This is a genomic window from Gemella parahaemolysans, assembly GCF_053758945.1.
On the sequence record NZ_JBSMTP010000013.1, the window covers coordinates 18,288 to 33,419 of the forward strand.

Annotated in this window: 11 protein-coding genes and 1 CRISPR repeat array; of the genes, 5 read left to right on the forward strand and 6 right to left on the reverse strand. The window is 31.1% G+C overall.

Going from position 1 to position 15,132, the window contains the following annotated elements; genetic code table 11:
* Nucleotides 1-117: 117 nt before the first annotated feature.
* The 3 genes from ACWOBP_RS07240 to ACWOBP_RS07250 form a co-directional block, all read right to left on the reverse strand.
* On the reverse strand, nucleotides 118-861 hold the full coding sequence (locus ACWOBP_RS07240; RefSeq protein ID WP_455338115.1) for a DeoR/GlpR family DNA-binding transcription regulator: 744 nt from the start codon (nucleotides 859-861) through the stop codon (nucleotides 118-120).
* 9 nt (nucleotides 862-870) lie between these two features.
* On the reverse strand, nucleotides 871-1,680 hold the full coding sequence (locus ACWOBP_RS07245; protein ID WP_455338116.1) for an HAD family hydrolase: 810 nt from the start codon (nucleotides 1,678-1,680) through the stop codon (nucleotides 871-873).
* A gap of 173 nt (nucleotides 1,681-1,853) precedes the next feature.
* The gene (locus tag ACWOBP_RS07250; protein ID WP_455338117.1) at nucleotides 1,854-3,227 is read right to left on the reverse strand and encodes a glycine--tRNA ligase; all 1,374 of its coding nucleotides are present in this window, start codon (nucleotides 3,225-3,227) and stop codon (nucleotides 1,854-1,856) included.
* Nucleotides 3,228-3,615: 388 nt separating this feature from the next.
* Here ACWOBP_RS07250 and ACWOBP_RS07255 point away from each other — a divergent pair, with 388 nt between their 5' ends.
* Both ACWOBP_RS07255 and ACWOBP_RS07260 read left to right on the forward strand, forming a co-directional pair.
* On the forward strand, nucleotides 3,616-4,308 hold the full coding sequence (locus tag ACWOBP_RS07255) for a CPBP family intramembrane glutamic endopeptidase (protein ID WP_455338118.1): 693 nt from the start codon (nucleotides 3,616-3,618) through the stop codon (nucleotides 4,306-4,308).
* Nucleotides 4,309-4,317: 9 nt separating this feature from the next.
* On the forward strand, nucleotides 4,318-5,475 hold the full coding sequence (locus ACWOBP_RS07260; protein WP_455338119.1) for an MFS transporter: 1,158 nt from the start codon (nucleotides 4,318-4,320) through the stop codon (nucleotides 5,473-5,475).
* Between the two features lie 136 nt (nucleotides 5,476-5,611).
* On the opposite strand, the gene ACWOBP_RS07265 is transcribed toward ACWOBP_RS07260, so the two are convergent.
* The 3 genes from ACWOBP_RS07265 to ACWOBP_RS07275 all read right to left on the reverse strand — a co-directional run bounded on the left by ACWOBP_RS07265 (nucleotide 5,612) and on the right by ACWOBP_RS07275 (nucleotide 8,863).
* A complete protein-coding gene (locus ACWOBP_RS07265; protein ID WP_455338120.1) occupies nucleotides 5,612-6,646 on the reverse strand; it encodes a M42 family metallopeptidase in 1,035 nt (344 codons plus the stop codon).
* A gap of 82 nt (nucleotides 6,647-6,728) precedes the next feature.
* Nucleotides 6,729-7,595, reverse strand: coding sequence for a class II fructose-1,6-bisphosphate aldolase (gene fba, locus ACWOBP_RS07270; protein WP_455338121.1), 867 nt, complete (start codon nucleotides 7,593-7,595; stop codon nucleotides 6,729-6,731).
* A 368-nt stretch (nucleotides 7,596-7,963) separates the two neighbouring features.
* A complete protein-coding gene (locus tag ACWOBP_RS07275) occupies nucleotides 7,964-8,863 on the reverse strand; it encodes an RluA family pseudouridine synthase (RefSeq protein WP_003145673.1) in 900 nt (299 codons plus the stop codon).
* A 270-nt stretch (nucleotides 8,864-9,133) separates the two neighbouring features.
* Between ACWOBP_RS07275 and uvrB the strand changes: the two genes are divergently transcribed.
* The 3 genes from uvrB to ACWOBP_RS07290 all read left to right on the forward strand — a co-directional run bounded on the left by uvrB (nucleotide 9,134) and on the right by ACWOBP_RS07290 (nucleotide 13,841).
* Complete coding sequence (gene uvrB / locus ACWOBP_RS07280) at nucleotides 9,134-11,134, forward strand: excinuclease ABC subunit UvrB (RefSeq protein WP_455338122.1); 2,001 nt, start codon at nucleotides 9,134-9,136, stop codon at nucleotides 11,132-11,134.
* Between the two features lie 269 nt (nucleotides 11,135-11,403).
* Nucleotides 11,404-12,471: a D-alanine--D-alanine ligase gene (locus ACWOBP_RS07285; RefSeq protein ID WP_455338123.1), complete on the forward strand. Its 1,068-nt coding sequence runs from the start codon at nucleotides 11,404-11,406 to the stop codon at nucleotides 12,469-12,471.
* 8 nt (nucleotides 12,472-12,479) lie between these two features.
* Entirely contained in the window at nucleotides 12,480-13,841 is a 1,362-nt protein-coding gene (locus ACWOBP_RS07290) for a UDP-N-acetylmuramoyl-tripeptide--D-alanyl-D-alanine ligase (RefSeq protein ID WP_455338124.1), read from the forward strand.
* A 257-nt stretch (nucleotides 13,842-14,098) separates the two neighbouring features.
* Nucleotides 14,099-15,107: direct repeats of the CRISPR family, unit length 36 nt; unit sequence GTTTTGTAGAATTCAAAATTTACATATCTCTCAAAC.
* Nucleotides 15,108-15,132 lie beyond the last annotated feature (25 nt).

Sequence of the window (15,132 nt, forward strand, 5' to 3'; positions counted from 1 at the left end):
ATTTTTCATACAAAAAAGAATCAACCCTTAAATACATAAAAGTTGATTCCGATATTCCCCTAATAAATTAATTTTATACACGTCATAATAATTAAAAATAAATTTATAAGGACATAGTTAATATATTATTTGAATATCTTTACCTAATAATTCCATTATTTCATCTGATGGTTTCTTATCGGTGATAAAATAATCAAAATTACTTATTTCATCGAGTATAAAATTTGCATCTTTATCAAATTTTGATATTTCTGCAACTAGGACTTTAATTTTCGCATTTTCTAACGCTAATTTTTTTACAACTACATCTTCATAATCATCTAATGTTATTAAGCCTCCCTTAATACCTGCCGCACCCGTAAATACTATGTCAAAACTAATAGATTTTAAAATATCAATATCTCTACCATAATAAAATCTTTGTTTCTTAAAAAATTCTCCACCTAATAGGTGAAAATCAACATTTTCTTTCTCACTTACAGTAATCGCCACATCTAAAGAATGAGAATAAACCTTCGTATTCTTAGGTAACTCTTCAACAATTTTTGTTGTTATTGTAGAAGCATCTACGAAATATACCCCTTCTTCTTTCAAGAGTCTTTGTGCTTTTAACGCTATCTGCGCCTTAGAAGGTGTTAATTCTCTCAGTCTTTCTTTATACGAACTTATATTGGCTCTATCTTTAGGTAATATCAATCCACCATGAGTTCTTTGGACATCTTGGCGTTCACCTAAAATTTGAAAATCACGTCTTATCGTATCCCTCGATACTCCTAAGTATTCCACTACTTCCTTAGCAGATACCTGACCTTTTTTATTTAATAATTCTAGTATTTTTTCTAATCTCTGCGCTTGATACATTTTTTCACCTTATATCTTTTTAACAAAATTTTTAATAGCATATGCTACCCCATCTTCATTATTAGATTTTGTAACATAATCAGCATACTTTTTCACATCATCAGTAGCATTATCCATAACAACTGAATAGCCTACAGTTTCAAACATCGGAATATCATTTTGACCATCACCGAATGCAGCTAATTCATTTTTATTTAGATTTTCAAGTTTACTAATATATTCTATACCTTTTGATTTTTTAGCATTTAAATGCGTGATTTCTAAATATCCACTAAGCGATCTTTGGATTGTTAATTCCTCTTTAGAAAATTCTTTTTCTACATAATCTGCAATTTCATCAAAGATTTCTTTATCATATTCTATAAAGGAAACTTTAAAAATATCTTTTTCTTCTTTAAAATATTCATTAAAATCGACAACATTAACATCGACATGCACTATTTTATATTCTACTAAGATACCTTCATTTTTCTTATCAGTATTCCAATTCATCTCATCGTATAAACTAATACTTGTATTTGGGAATTTATTTCTTACATCCAACACAAGTTTTTTAGCTAATGAAAAATCAATCGGTTCTCTATGCAATATTGTTATATCTTTACCTTTCTTTTCGAAAATTAATCCCCCATTAAATGATACATGTACACCATCAATTTCTAACGAATCAATAGTTTTTTTCAGTTTTTGAGGAGAGCGTGCCGATACTAGAGTAAAAGGTAATCTACTTTCCTTTATAGCACTTATATTAACTTCGCTAATTTCTCCATTACTGTTAAGAACTGTTCCATCCATATCCGAAAATAAATGTTTAATCATAAGTTTTCTCCGAGCGTAATTATCTATGCTTTTATATTAACATAGAATTTAAGTTTTTTCAAGTTTATTTAAGTATTTTTAATTATTTTTAAGTAGTATTAAGTTGTTAAGATAAGTTAATTTAAGTAAAAGTAAAAAAACACCCAGAACTAATGTTCTGAGTGCTCATCTAATTAGAATTTAATTTTTTCTTCGATGTATTGTTTTAATTCAGTGATTGGAATACGAGTTTGTTCCATAGTATCTCTATCACGAACAGTTACCATTCCATCGTTTTCTGATTCGAAGTCATAAGTGATACAGAATGGAGTACCAACTTCGTCTTGTCTTCTATATCTCTTACCGATTGATCCAGTTTCGTCAAAATCAACCATAAAGTCTGCAGCTAATTGTTGATATACTTCAACAGCTTTATCACTTAATTTTTTAGAAAGTGGTAATACAGCAGCTTTGTAAGGTGCTAATGCTGGGTGGAATTTAAGAACTGTACGAGTATCATTTTCCCCTACTTCTTCTTCATTGTAAGCATCACATAAGAACGCTAGAAGAACACGGTCAACCCCTACAGATGGTTCGATACAGTATGGAATGAATTTTTCATTTGTGCTTAGGTCTTGGTAAGTTAAATCTTGACCTGAGTGTTCCATATGTTGTTTTAAGTCGTAGTCAGTTCTTGAAGCAATACCCCAAAGTTCTCCCCAACCGAATGGGAATTTGAACTCGATGTCAGTAGTTGCATTAGAGTAGTGTGATAATTCTTCTTGATCGTGATCACGTAAACGAATATTTTCTTTAGTCATACCTAAGTCTAATAAGAATTTTTCACAGTTATTTTTCCATGTAGTGTGCCAATCTAATTCTGTTCCTGGTTCACAGAAGAATTCTAATTCCATTTGTTCGAATTCACGAGTACGGAAAATAAAGTTACCTGGTGTGATTTCGTTACGGAATGATTTACCGATTTGTCCAATACCGAATGGTAATTTTTTACGCATACTACGTTGAACGTTTTTGAAGTTTACGAAGATACCTTGTGCAGTTTCTGGACGTAGATAAATTTGACTTGTAGAGTTTTCTACTACACCTTGGTTAGTTTTGAACATAAGGTTAAATTGACGAATGTTAGTGTAGTCATGACTACCACACTCTGGACATTTAATATTTTCACGGTCGATAATAGCTTCTAGTTCTTCGAATGGAAGACCATCAACTACTACATCTTCATTTTTTTCATTGAAGTAATATTCTTCGATAAGTTTATCTGCTCGAAGACGTGATTTACAAACTTTACAGTCCATCATAGGATCACTGAAGTTACCTACGTGACCTGATGCTTCCCATGTACGTGGATTCATGAAAATTGCTGCATCTAATCCTACGTTATATGGTGATTCTTGAATGAATTTTTTCCACCATGCTTTTTTTACGTTATTTTTTAATTCAATTCCTAATGGACCGTAATCCCAAGTATTAGCTAATCCACCATAGATTTCAGATCCTTGAAATACGAATCCTCTATTTTTTGCTAGAGATAAAATTTTCTCCATTATTTTTCCTCCTAATTTTTAAAATATAAAAAGCCCTAGACATGCCGTAGCACATCTAGGGACGAAATAATTTCCGCGGTTCCACCCTGATTAGTAAAAACTCAACTTTAACAATATTAAATTGTAATTAATGCCAATATTGTTGCTGAACTTTCACCATCATCAGCTCGCTTTCTTATTTTACATTCTATCACTAAATTTATAAATTTTCAAGTGAAATTTATAAAAATGTGATGAAGACGTTTCCCTACTAATAGTAAATTTTAATTATTTACCTTTTATTAATATTTCAAATGGACATATATATATCTTTCTTAATCAATAAGGTTGTACGTAGTATTTATAGATGTTATAATAAAGATTGATTAAAATTTAATAAGGAGGGTCTATGAGATTTTCATTAACTCGTGGTAATGTTAACCACTTACTTCTTAGTGGAATTATATACATATTATCGGTGTTTATTATTCCGCTTCAACTCCCTCGAAACATTAGTGTTGATAAACGAGTTACTATAGTACTTTTTTTATCTTTACTTGCTACCTTTATCCTTAGTTTTTTAGCTAGAAAAGGAACCAATGATATAGATAAACAAAAAACAAACTATAACCTTATCACTCTTTTTGCTATAGGAATTATTGGATTTATTTCGATGATGTTATTACAAGGAATTTTGAATGGTTTGTTGGCATACCTATCAAACTTTTTTAACTTTCCTACTAGAAGTAAAAATACAAGTAACGTTGTTGAAGTTTTAAAATTAAAACCATACTTCATTTTATATGTTGCGGTACTAGGACCAATCATGGAAGAATTGTTCTTTAGAAAAGCAGTATTTGGATATTTTTATGATGCAATGATTGGGAGTAAAAAATGGATTAGATTCACTATTCCTGCACTAATAACAGGAATTATATTTGCACTACCCCACGATGGATTTTCTCCTATTATGGTAGTTTATATCGGTATGTCATTCGTGTTTTCTTATCTATATCTACAAACGAAGAGAATAATTACGCCTATCGTAGCTCATATTTTAATGAATAGTTTAGTAGTTCTAGTACAACTTTTCGTAAATTAGGAGGTAAATATGTCATCAAAAACTTGGTTATCGTCTAACTACTTTTTACAATTTTTAGTAACAGGTACTTTCCTTCCTTTCTGGATGGTTTATCTGACTTCTGTAAAAAATTTAAGTGTTCTAGAAGCAAGTTCAATATTCTCAATGCTGTATATAGCAAGGGTTATTAGTGGAATATTTTTAAGTCCATATTTAATAAAAAAATACAATATTGACATTACTTTAAAACTGTCTGTAGGAATCGGATTAATCCTTGCAGTGAGTTATGGATTTACCAACGAAAAAATAGTACTTGGATTAATTACATTCTTATTCGGTATGATTTACTTCATGGTGAGTCCTCTAGTCGAAGGACTAGCGTCTTTATTCTTACGTGAAGAAAATATAGACTACGGAAAAGCTAGAACATATGGTTCACTAGGGTTTACAGTAATCGGTATAATTATAGGTGGAATTTTAGGTTACGTTGGTAATAGAGCTTTATACTACATACTAATATTCTTAGTTGCATTATATTTAGTATTTATGTTCTTACCACAACCAAAACTAGTAAAAAATCTAAGTTTTGAAGAACCTAATACAAAAAAAGAAAAAGAAAGCTTATATGGTTGGGTCTTGAAAGATAGAAATGCAATTTTACTTATTATTACTGTATTTCTATACCAACTTTCGCATACTGCATATAATAACTACAATGCATTATATTTAGAAAGTATGAACATATCAGCTAAATGGCTTTCTGGAGTTATACTTAACGTATCAGTAATTGCAGAAATAATATTCTTTATATTCTCTAAGAGAATAGTAAAAAGAATTAAGCCAAAAAATCTAATGGTCTTCGCAGGTATTTGTGCAATTATTCGTTGGGGAGCTTTAGCAATATTCCATAATATCTATATCTTCACAATTATGCAGACATTCCATGCAATTACTTTTGCAGTTGCTCATATCGCCTTTATTTTAATACTAAATAAAGATTACAACAATAAAGAAATTATCGATATGCAAAATCTATATACGGCTATCTGTTTCCAACTTAGTATGGCAGTAGGACTGTATATTATGGGGGCTCTATGGGATATTAGTACTTCATACGTATTTTACGCATCAGCAATTATTGCAGCTATCGGAACACTAGTAGCAACAAGATTAAAATCAATAAGATAAAAATAATGACCTTAAAACACAAATTTTAAATGTTTTAAGGTCATTTTTTTATAATCAATAGCAAGAATTTTTTAGTTATATAAATATTAATCTACTATTAAATTACTAATTGATATTTAATAATATTTTTTATACTTTACACTAACTCACTTTGAAGATATACATTCACCATTTTATATGTCTCCTCTACTGAATCGATATGCGTTCTTTCATAAGAGTGACTTGATTCTATACCGGCACCTAACAATGCATGTTTTACTTCTGCACCAGCACGCATCGCTGCAGATGCATCACTTCCGTAATATGGATAGATATCTAATTTATATTGAATACCATTTTCTTTAGCTAGCTGAACTAAATGATTACGAAACTCATAGTTATACGGACCACTCGCATCTTTTACACAGATTGATACTGTGTATTCATCAGTCTGTTGGTCATCTCCCATTGCGCCCATATCAACCGCAAGATATTCTACTGCTTCTTTCGGAAGATTAGAGTTAGCTCCGTGTCCTACTTCTTCGAATACACTGAACATAAAGTGAGTTGTATGAGGTAATTGAATATTTTCTTCCTTATATTTTCTTAATAAATCTAATAAAATTGCAGCACTGACTTTATCATCTAAGAAACGACTTTTTATAAATCCTGTTTCTGTTATTATTGTACGAGGATCAAAACTAATGAAGTCACCAACGTCGATACCTAAGTCACGAGTTTCTTTCTCATTTCTTACTTTAGCATCAAGTCTTACTTCCATATTATCTTCTGTACGCTCTGCTGTTCCTGCATCACGATATACATGAGTACTAGTTTGATGAATTAAGATAGTTCCACTAACTGTTTCCCCTGTACTTGCTACATGAACAAGACAGTTCTCACCTTCTATCATATTCCATGGATATCCACCGATTTTAGCCATTTTCAAACGACCATCCGCTTTAACACCACGTACCATCGCTCCTAATGTATCTACATGAGCTGTTACTACACGGTGTTTATTGTCATTCTTACCTTTTACTACTACATTTACTCCACCTTTATTGGTGCGAATAGCCGTATATCCTAATCTCTCTACTTCTTCCACTAAATAATCAGAAACTTCCCTCGTGAAACCTGTAGGTGAAGCTATACTAGTAAGTTTTTTTAAATAATCTATTGTTTGTTGCATAGGAATGCTCCTTTACTATTAAATATATATAAACAAAAGACCCATGCAAAGCATGAGCCTTTTTTATAAAATTGCGTAGTTATTATGCTTTGTTTCTTGAACCGAAGATATCGATTTTTTCGTGAACCATAGCTTTAATAGCTTCAAATCCAGGGTTTAATAATTTACGAGGGTCGAAACCTTTAGATTTTTGATCTCCACCTTCTTCAATGTATTTACGTGTAGCTGCAGCAAACGCTAATTGACATTCAGTATTAACGTTAACTTTAGATACTCCTAGAGAGATAGCTTTTTGGATTTGGTCAGTTGGGATACCTGAACCACCGTGTAATACTAATGGAATTCCACCTGTGATATTAGAAATTTTTTCTAATGTTTCAAAGCTTAATCCAGCCCAGTTTTCTGGGTATTTACCGTGGATGTTACCAATACCTGCAGCTAGGAAGTCAATTCCTAAGTCAGCCATTGTTTTACATTCGTTTGGATCAGCTAATTCACCAGAACCGATAACTCCATCTTCTTCTCCACCGATTGAACCAACTTCACACTCGATAGATAGTCCTTTAGAGTGAGCTAAAGCGATCATTTCTTTAGATTTAGCAATATTTTCTTCGAATGGATAGTGAGATCCGTCGAACATTACTGAGCTAAATCCAGCTTCGATAGCTTTTTGTGTTCCTTCGTATGAACCGTGGTCTAAGTGTAATGCAACAGGCACTGTGATTTTCATTTCTTCAACCATAGCTGCAACCATAGCTGCAACAGTTCTGAAACCAGTCATGTATTTAACTGCTCCTTCACTTACACCTAAGATAACTGGACTTTTTGCTTCTTCACAAGCTTCTAAAATAGCTTTTGTCCATTCTAAGTTATTGATGTTGAAATGCCCTACTGCATATCCTTCTTTTCTTGCTTTTACAAGCATGTCTTTTGCTGGTACTAATACCATGTTATTTGTCCTCCTTAAATAACTACTAATATATATATTATAATACTACACTTTTTGGAAAAAATAAACTATTTTATTTAATAATTTTCAATTATGTATGTTATTAACAAAATTCTAATATATTAATTTCTCTATTCTTTGCTATTACAAGGTTTTTGTGATAACGTATACATATTTAATATAATAGTTATCTTAGCATTTAATTCTACAATTAAGTTCTTATTTTTTATAAAATCTTTATTTATTTAATTTTTCAAAAAATATTTTTGTATCTCACTTCTATACTAATACAGGCTCATTTTTTAAAAATATATCACCCCAAAGTTAGTATTTACTACTAACATTTGAAGTGATATATTAAAGATATTCTATTTATCTAATTTAGACATTGTTTCAACCATATACTCTGGAATTTCTGTTTCAAAGTATAGATGTTCACCTGTAATAGGATGATTGAATTCGATACTTTTCGAATGAAGTGCTTGTCCATTTGTATTTAAAGTTTTTCTTGGACCGTATACTGGATCCCCTACTAATGGGTGATTAATGTATTTCATATGTACCCTAATTTGGTGAGTACGTCCAGTCTCTAATTCACATTCGATAAGTGTATATTTTTCAAATCTGTCTATAACTTTAAAGTGTGTAATAGAGGGTTTCCCTTCATCGATAATAGCCATTTCTTTTCGTTCTTTCGGATTACGAGCGATTGGTGCATCAATAGTTCCATAGTCGTGCTTAATACTTCCGTGCACTAGAGCATAATATTTTCTCTTAACGTCTTTGTTTGCGATCATTTCTGATAATTTAACATGTGCTTTATCATTTTTTGCAACGATTAATAATCCTGATGTGTCTTTATCGATTCTGTGAACAATACCAGGTCTGATAGTTCCATTAATACTTGAAAGTTCACTATGGAATAATAAGGCATTAACTAATGTTCCATCTTTATGTCCTACAGATGGGTGAACAACCATACCTTTAGCTTTATTTACAATGATTAAGTCATTATCTTCATAGACAATATCCACTGGAATATCTTGTTTTACAACGTCTAATTCTTCAGGTTCTTTGTAATCAATAGTAATAACATTACCTTCTTTTAATTTATAATTAGTCTTAATATTATTCCCATCTACTTTAATATAACCTTCAGAAATTAAGTTCTGGATATTTGTTCTAGAAACATCTGTTAATTCCTGTTGTAAAAATTTATCAATTCTCTCACTTTTCGGTGAAGTATATATAATTTTTTGTGTATCCATTACTTCCTCCTTTTTTCATACTCTACTATATTATCATATACACTGAAAAAAGCAAAATAAAATATAGTAGAAATATTTAAAAATATGATGTTTTATAAATATTTTCAACTTGATATATACAAATTAGTAAAAATTAAATAAATTCTTTCACTTTCCCTATTTTTCTTTCTATATTATAATATTTATTGAAAGAATTAATTAACCTTTTGTGTGAGTTATTTTAATTTGTACTATTGACTCACAGAACAAGCTATATAAGGAGTGGATTTTTTGGAAATTAATAGATTACATGTTGATTTTGATCTTCAGAGTAAGTATGATCCTAAAGGTGATCAGATTAATGCGATTGCTGAACTTACTGAAGGTTTAAATAACGGAGAAAAATATCAAACATTACTTGGTGCTACTGGTACTGGTAAGACATTTACAATAGCTAACATAGTAAAAAATGTAGGAAAACCTACCCTAGTGCTAGCTCATAACAAGACATTAGCTGGACAATTATACAATGAACTCAAAGAATTTTTCCCGAATAACCGAGTTGAGTACTTCGTTTCATACTATGATTACTTCCAACCAGAAGCATACGTTCCATCTACAGATACATATATAGAAAAAGATTCATCTGTGAATGATGAGATTGATAAACTACGACACAGTGCAACATCTTCATTATTCGATCGTGATGATGTTATTATCGTATCAAGTGTCAGCTGTATTTATGGTCTTGGTTCACCGGAAGAATATTCATCTCTAGTACTATCATTACGTGTTGGTGATGAAATTAATCGTAATAAGATAATGGAAAAACTAATCAGCATTCAATATATGAGAAACGATATTGAGTTTACTCGTGGTAATTTTAGAGTTCGTGGTGATGTTATTGAAATCTTCCCAGCTTCTCGTAGTGAAAACTCTGTTCGTATAGAGATGTTCGGTGATGAAGTCGATCGTATTCGTGAGATTAATCCTTTAACTGGCGAAGTACTAAGTGAACTTGAACATATCGCAATATATCCTGCCAGTCACTTCGTTGCTGGTGATAAAAAAACTAAAGAAGCGATTAAGAGAATACGAGCTGAACTAGAAGAAAGATTAAAAGTTTTAAATATGGAAAATAAACTTCTAGAAGCACAACGTCTTGAACAACGTACTAACTATGACCTTGAAATGATGGAAGAAATGGGATTCTGTTCAGGGATAGAGAACTACTCTCTTCATCTTACACTTCGTGAGCCTGGTAGTACTCCATACACACTACTAGATTACTTCCCAGAGGATTGGTTACTGGTAGTCGATGAATCGCATGTTACCCTTCCTCAGGTTCGTGGTATGTTCAACGGAGATAGAGCTCGTAAACAAGTACTTGTTGATTATGGATTCAGATTACCAACAGCTCTGGATAACCGACCTTTAAACTTCGAAGAATTCGAGAAAAAACTTAATCAAGCTATTTTCGTTTCAGCCACACCTGGAGACTATGAATTAGAAAACAGCACAAAAATAACTGAACAAATCATCCGTCCTACAGGTCTACTAGATCCGATTATCGATATTCGACCTGTTAGTGACCAAGTATTCGATATTACTAAAGAAGCTGAGAAGATTATCGCTAAAGGAGAACGTGTACTTATCACTACCTTAACGAAGAAAATGGCAGAATCTCTAACAGCTTACCTGAAAGAAAATGGTTTAAAAGTAGAATATCTACACTCTGATATTAAAACATTAGAACGTACAGAGATAATTAGGAATCTTCGACTTGGTAAATTCGATATTCTTATTGGAATTAACTTACTACGTGAAGGTCTAGACATTCCTGAAGTTTCACTTGTGGCTATTTTAGATGCAGATAAAGAAGGATTTTTACGCGGAGATAAAGCCCTTCTTCAAACAATTGGACGTGCTGCACGTAATGCGAATGGTCGCGTAATCATGTATGCAGATAATATTACTAGAAGTATGAGAAAAGCGATTGATGAGACAAACCGTCGTCGTGAAATTCAAATGGCTTATAACGAGGAACATGGTATTACCCCACAAACTATTATTAAAGATATTCGTGATTCTATCAGTGCTAAGAAAGAAGTCGCTAACGATGAAGAAATTCTTGAACTTGAAGAAACTGCAAATATCAACGATGATAATATTGAAGAACACTTAGCAGAATTAGAACAACAAATGTTCGCTGCTGCAGAAAAATTCGAATTCGAACAAGCTGCAAAATTACGTGATACTATCGCAGAACTAAAAGAGAAATATAAACTATAGGATATAAACTTATAGAAGCAACTACATTATTTTTACTAATAATAATCCGTTGCTTCTATATTTTTTCAGATTTTACTTTTTATAAAATTTATTCTATTAAACCTTACAAATTTATTCTACTTTTAAGTTTTTATGATATAATAAGATATATTAGTTTTGTATCGTATTCAATAAATTCCGATCATAACTAAATTAAAATATATGTATATTGAAATTTATACATTATAATTAAAAATAAAAACAATTTTTATTTCTTAGGAGATTTAAACATGACAAAACAAAATATTGGAATTGTATACGGTGGTAAAAGTGCGGAACACTCAGTATCACTTTTAACAGCGAAATCAATTATTAATGCAATAGATAAAGAAAAATACAACGTATTCCCTATCTTTATATCATTAGAAGGTAACTGGGCACGTGGTGAAAAAATCACATCAGAAGTAACTGATCAACATGATTTAGTTTTTTCTAACTTTGACAATGATATCAGTGGATTATTATTTGAAGATGGCCGTAAATTCGATATCGTCTTCCCTGTTCTTCATGGACCAAATGGTGAAGACGGAACAATTCAAGGTTTACTAGAAATTATGGACATCGCATATGTTGGTAACAACGTACTTTCAAGTGCAGCCGGTATGGATAAAGTAATTATGAAACAATTATTCGCTGCTTATGACCTTCCACAACTTCCATACGTTCACTTTATCGAATATACTTGGAAAAATAAAAAAGAAACTCTTATCTCTGAAATCAATGAAAATCTTAAATATCCTGTGTTCGTTAAACCTGCAAACTTAGGTTCTTCAGTTGGTATTAGCCGTTGTAACGATGAAGCTGAATTAGTAAAAGGTATCGAAGAAGCTCTTAAATTCGACAAAAAAATCGTTGTTGAACAAGGTGCTGTCGGTGCTAAGGAAATCGAAGTTGCGGTTCTTGGTTACAATGAAGTTAAGACTACAGACCCAGGTGAAATCGTAAATATCTCTACTACCGATTTTTACGATTACGAAACTAAGTACACAGATGGACAATCACGTATGGATATTCCAGCACCAATCGACACTACTTTATATCCTAAATTTAGAGAAATGGCATCAACTGCATTCCGCGCAATCAGTGGATCAGGATTAGTACGTGCTGACTTCTTCTACACTAGAGAAGGAGAAATCTTTATCAATGAAGTAAATACAATGCCTGGATTCACTCCATTCTCAATGTTCCCTTCTTTATGGGCAAATATGAACGTGAGTTATTCAGAAATTATCGAAGAACTATTCAAATTAGCTGTAGAGCGCTACGAAGATCGTAAAAACTTATTAACTGAAGAATAGGATTAACCATGAAATATTTAGTTACAGATTTAGAAAAAATATTAAATGCAAAAAAAGCAAGTATCACTAGTAATGTAGAAATTACTGGTATCGCTATTGATAGTAGAAAAGTTAAACAAGGCGACTTATTTATCCCCTTTTTAGGTGAAAATGTAGATGGACATAATTATATAGAGAGCGCCTTTGAAAAAGGTGCTGTAGCAAGTCTATCATTAAAAGATGACTTTGTTTCTGATAATAATATTATCTACGTTAATGATAGTTACGAAGCAATTCAAACTCTAGCAAAACACTATTTAGAAAGTTTAAATGCTAAAACTATTGTAATCACAGGTAGTAATGGAAAAACTACTACAAAAGATATTATTACTAGTGTACTATCAACAAAATATAAAGTTCATAAAACACAAGGAAACTTTAACAATGAACTTGGTGTACCAATTACTATTCTTGCTGCACCTGAAGATAGTGAAATACTAGTTCTTGAAATGGGTGCTGATGGCTTTGGGCAACTCGACTTCCTATCTAAATTGGTTGAACCTGATTATACTGTAATTACTAATATTGGTGAGAGTCATATTGAATTCTTCAAATCACGTGAAGGGATTGCTAAGGCTAAATTCGAAATTACTAATGGCATGAAGAAAGACGGATACTTCGTCTATAACGGAGATGAAGTTCTTCTAAAAACATTAGTAGATTCTTCAGATATCAACGCAACATCATGTGGTGAAAATAGCTATAACGATATTATATTAGAAAACTACACAATTACACGTGACAAAATTGATTTCAAACTTAATATAAGTGACGAACAATACTTTACAAAATTAAAAGGAAAACACAATTTATATAACATTATGTTCGCGACAGCTATCGCTAGTAAAATCGGATTAACTAACGAAGAAATCCGTAAAGCTATTGAAAATACTGTGGAAATCACAGGTATGCGTCTACAAAGTATCCCTTACAAAGAGGATTCACTAATAATCAACGATGCATATAACGCTAGCCCTACTTCTATGAAAGCTGGTGTTGATGTAGTAAGTAGTTACGACGACTTCGATTATAAAACACTTGTATTAGGAAGCATGTTCGAACTAGGACCTAACGAAGTTAACTATCATGGTGAAGTTGGAGAGTATATTTCTGATAACACAAACGATATCGACTTAGTAATCAGTGTTGGCGAACTAGCAGAAAATATTACTAAACAAATAAAAAATGACAAAATAAAAACACTACACTTCCCTACTACAGCAGAAGTTAGTGAATATTTAAAAAATAACAAACACAAAAACGAAGTTATCTTATTCAAAGCAAGTCGCTCTATGAAACTAGAGACAATAATTGAGGAGATAACGAAGTAAGAGAATGTTAAAGAGCGTTTACGTTTATTTGAAGATTAACGTAAATGCTTTTTTACAGCCTCTACGTTTATGTAAACAAAATAAGACTATAAATCAAATAACACATAGCATTATTTCATCAATAGTCTTACTATATATTCAAAATTTACATATCTCTCAAACATTTCCCCTTTTATTTTAAAAAGTAGAACATTGTTAAAAATAAAACATTTACACATTTCTCAAATGATAAGTTGACAAATAGTAAAAAACTAACTGTTTAGTAGAAATCAAAATTTACATATCTCTCAAACAACCATTTATTAGTTTGTTCACTAAAATCAGTTTAGTGGAAATCAAAACTTACATATCTCTCAAACGCATTACTACGTACCCCTTTTAGTAGAAAGCAAAATTTACATATCTCTCAAACTATTCTATTAGATAAGATTCACCAATTTGAGTTTAGTAGAAAGCAAAATTTACATATCTCTCAAACTTTAAGATTAATGTTAGCTTCTTCTTATCGTTTTGAAGAATTCAAAATTTACATATCTCTCAAACGCACCGGCTTGATATTGCATTAGTGTAATGGTTTTGTAGAATTCAAAATTTACATATCTCTCAAACAAATGTTATTACTCTATTAATCATTATTTGTTTTGTAGAATTCAAAATTTACATATCTCTCAAACCGCGACAAGACGTGGATAGCTTTGTATGGAGTTTTGTAGAATTCAAAATTTACATATCTCTCAAACCCACTCGATATTACTAACAATTAGCATACGTTTTGTAGAATTCAAAATTTACATATCTCTCAAACGTATCCTTCAACGGTAAATTGATATAAACGTTTTGTAGAATTCAAAATTTACATATCTCTCAAACGTCCCTTTGTAAAAGTTCTCGAAAACATCTGTTTTGTAGAATTCAAAATTTACATATCTCTCAAACTTTAATTTTTTATATAATTCATGTAATTTTGTTTTGTAGAATTCAAAATTTACATATCTCTCAAACCTAAATATTTAATCTTTTGTATTTCTTGCGGTTTTGTAGAATTCAAAATTTACATATCTCTCAAACTGTTTTTAGATAAAACTAAAAAAATGGATGTTTTGTAGAATTCAAAATTTACATATCTCTCAAACGTTTATTTAATCTTTCATTCATCTCATTAAGGTTTTGTAGAATTCAAAATTTACATATCTCTCAAACGTCCCTTTGTAAAAGTTCTCGAAAACATCTGTTTTGTAGAATTCAAAATTTACATATCTCTCAAACTTTAATTTTTTATATAATTCATGTA

Excerpts from the sequence above, each read along its gene's own strand:
- ACWOBP_RS07275 (WP_003145673.1), bottom strand. The coding sequence starts at position 8,863 with ATGGATACACAAAAAATTATATATACTTCACCGAAAAGTGAGAGAATT.
- ACWOBP_RS07240 (WP_455338115.1), bottom strand. The coding sequence starts at position 861 with ATGTATCAAGCGCAGAGATTAGAAAAAATACTAGAATTATTAAATAAA.
- ACWOBP_RS07285 (WP_455338123.1), top strand. The coding sequence starts at position 11,404 with ATGACAAAACAAAATATTGGAATTGTATACGGTGGTAAAAGTGCGGAA.
- ACWOBP_RS07245 (WP_455338116.1), bottom strand. The coding sequence starts at position 1,680 with ATGATTAAACATTTATTTTCGGATATGGATGGAACAGTTCTTAACAGT.
- ACWOBP_RS07250 (WP_455338117.1), bottom strand. The coding sequence starts at position 3,227 with ATGGAGAAAATTTTATCTCTAGCAAAAAATAGAGGATTCGTATTTCAA.
- fba (WP_455338121.1), bottom strand. The coding sequence starts at position 7,595 with ATGGTATTAGTACCAGCAAAAGACATGCTTGTAAAAGCAAGAAAAGAA.
- ACWOBP_RS07260 (WP_455338119.1), top strand. The coding sequence starts at position 4,318 with ATGTCATCAAAAACTTGGTTATCGTCTAACTACTTTTTACAATTTTTA.
- ACWOBP_RS07255 (WP_455338118.1), top strand. The coding sequence starts at position 3,616 with ATGAGATTTTCATTAACTCGTGGTAATGTTAACCACTTACTTCTTAGT.
- ACWOBP_RS07290 (WP_455338124.1), top strand. The coding sequence starts at position 12,480 with ATGAAATATTTAGTTACAGATTTAGAAAAAATATTAAATGCAAAAAAA.
- ACWOBP_RS07265 (WP_455338120.1), bottom strand. The coding sequence starts at position 6,646 with ATGCAACAAACAATAGATTATTTAAAAAAACTTACTAGTATAGCTTCA.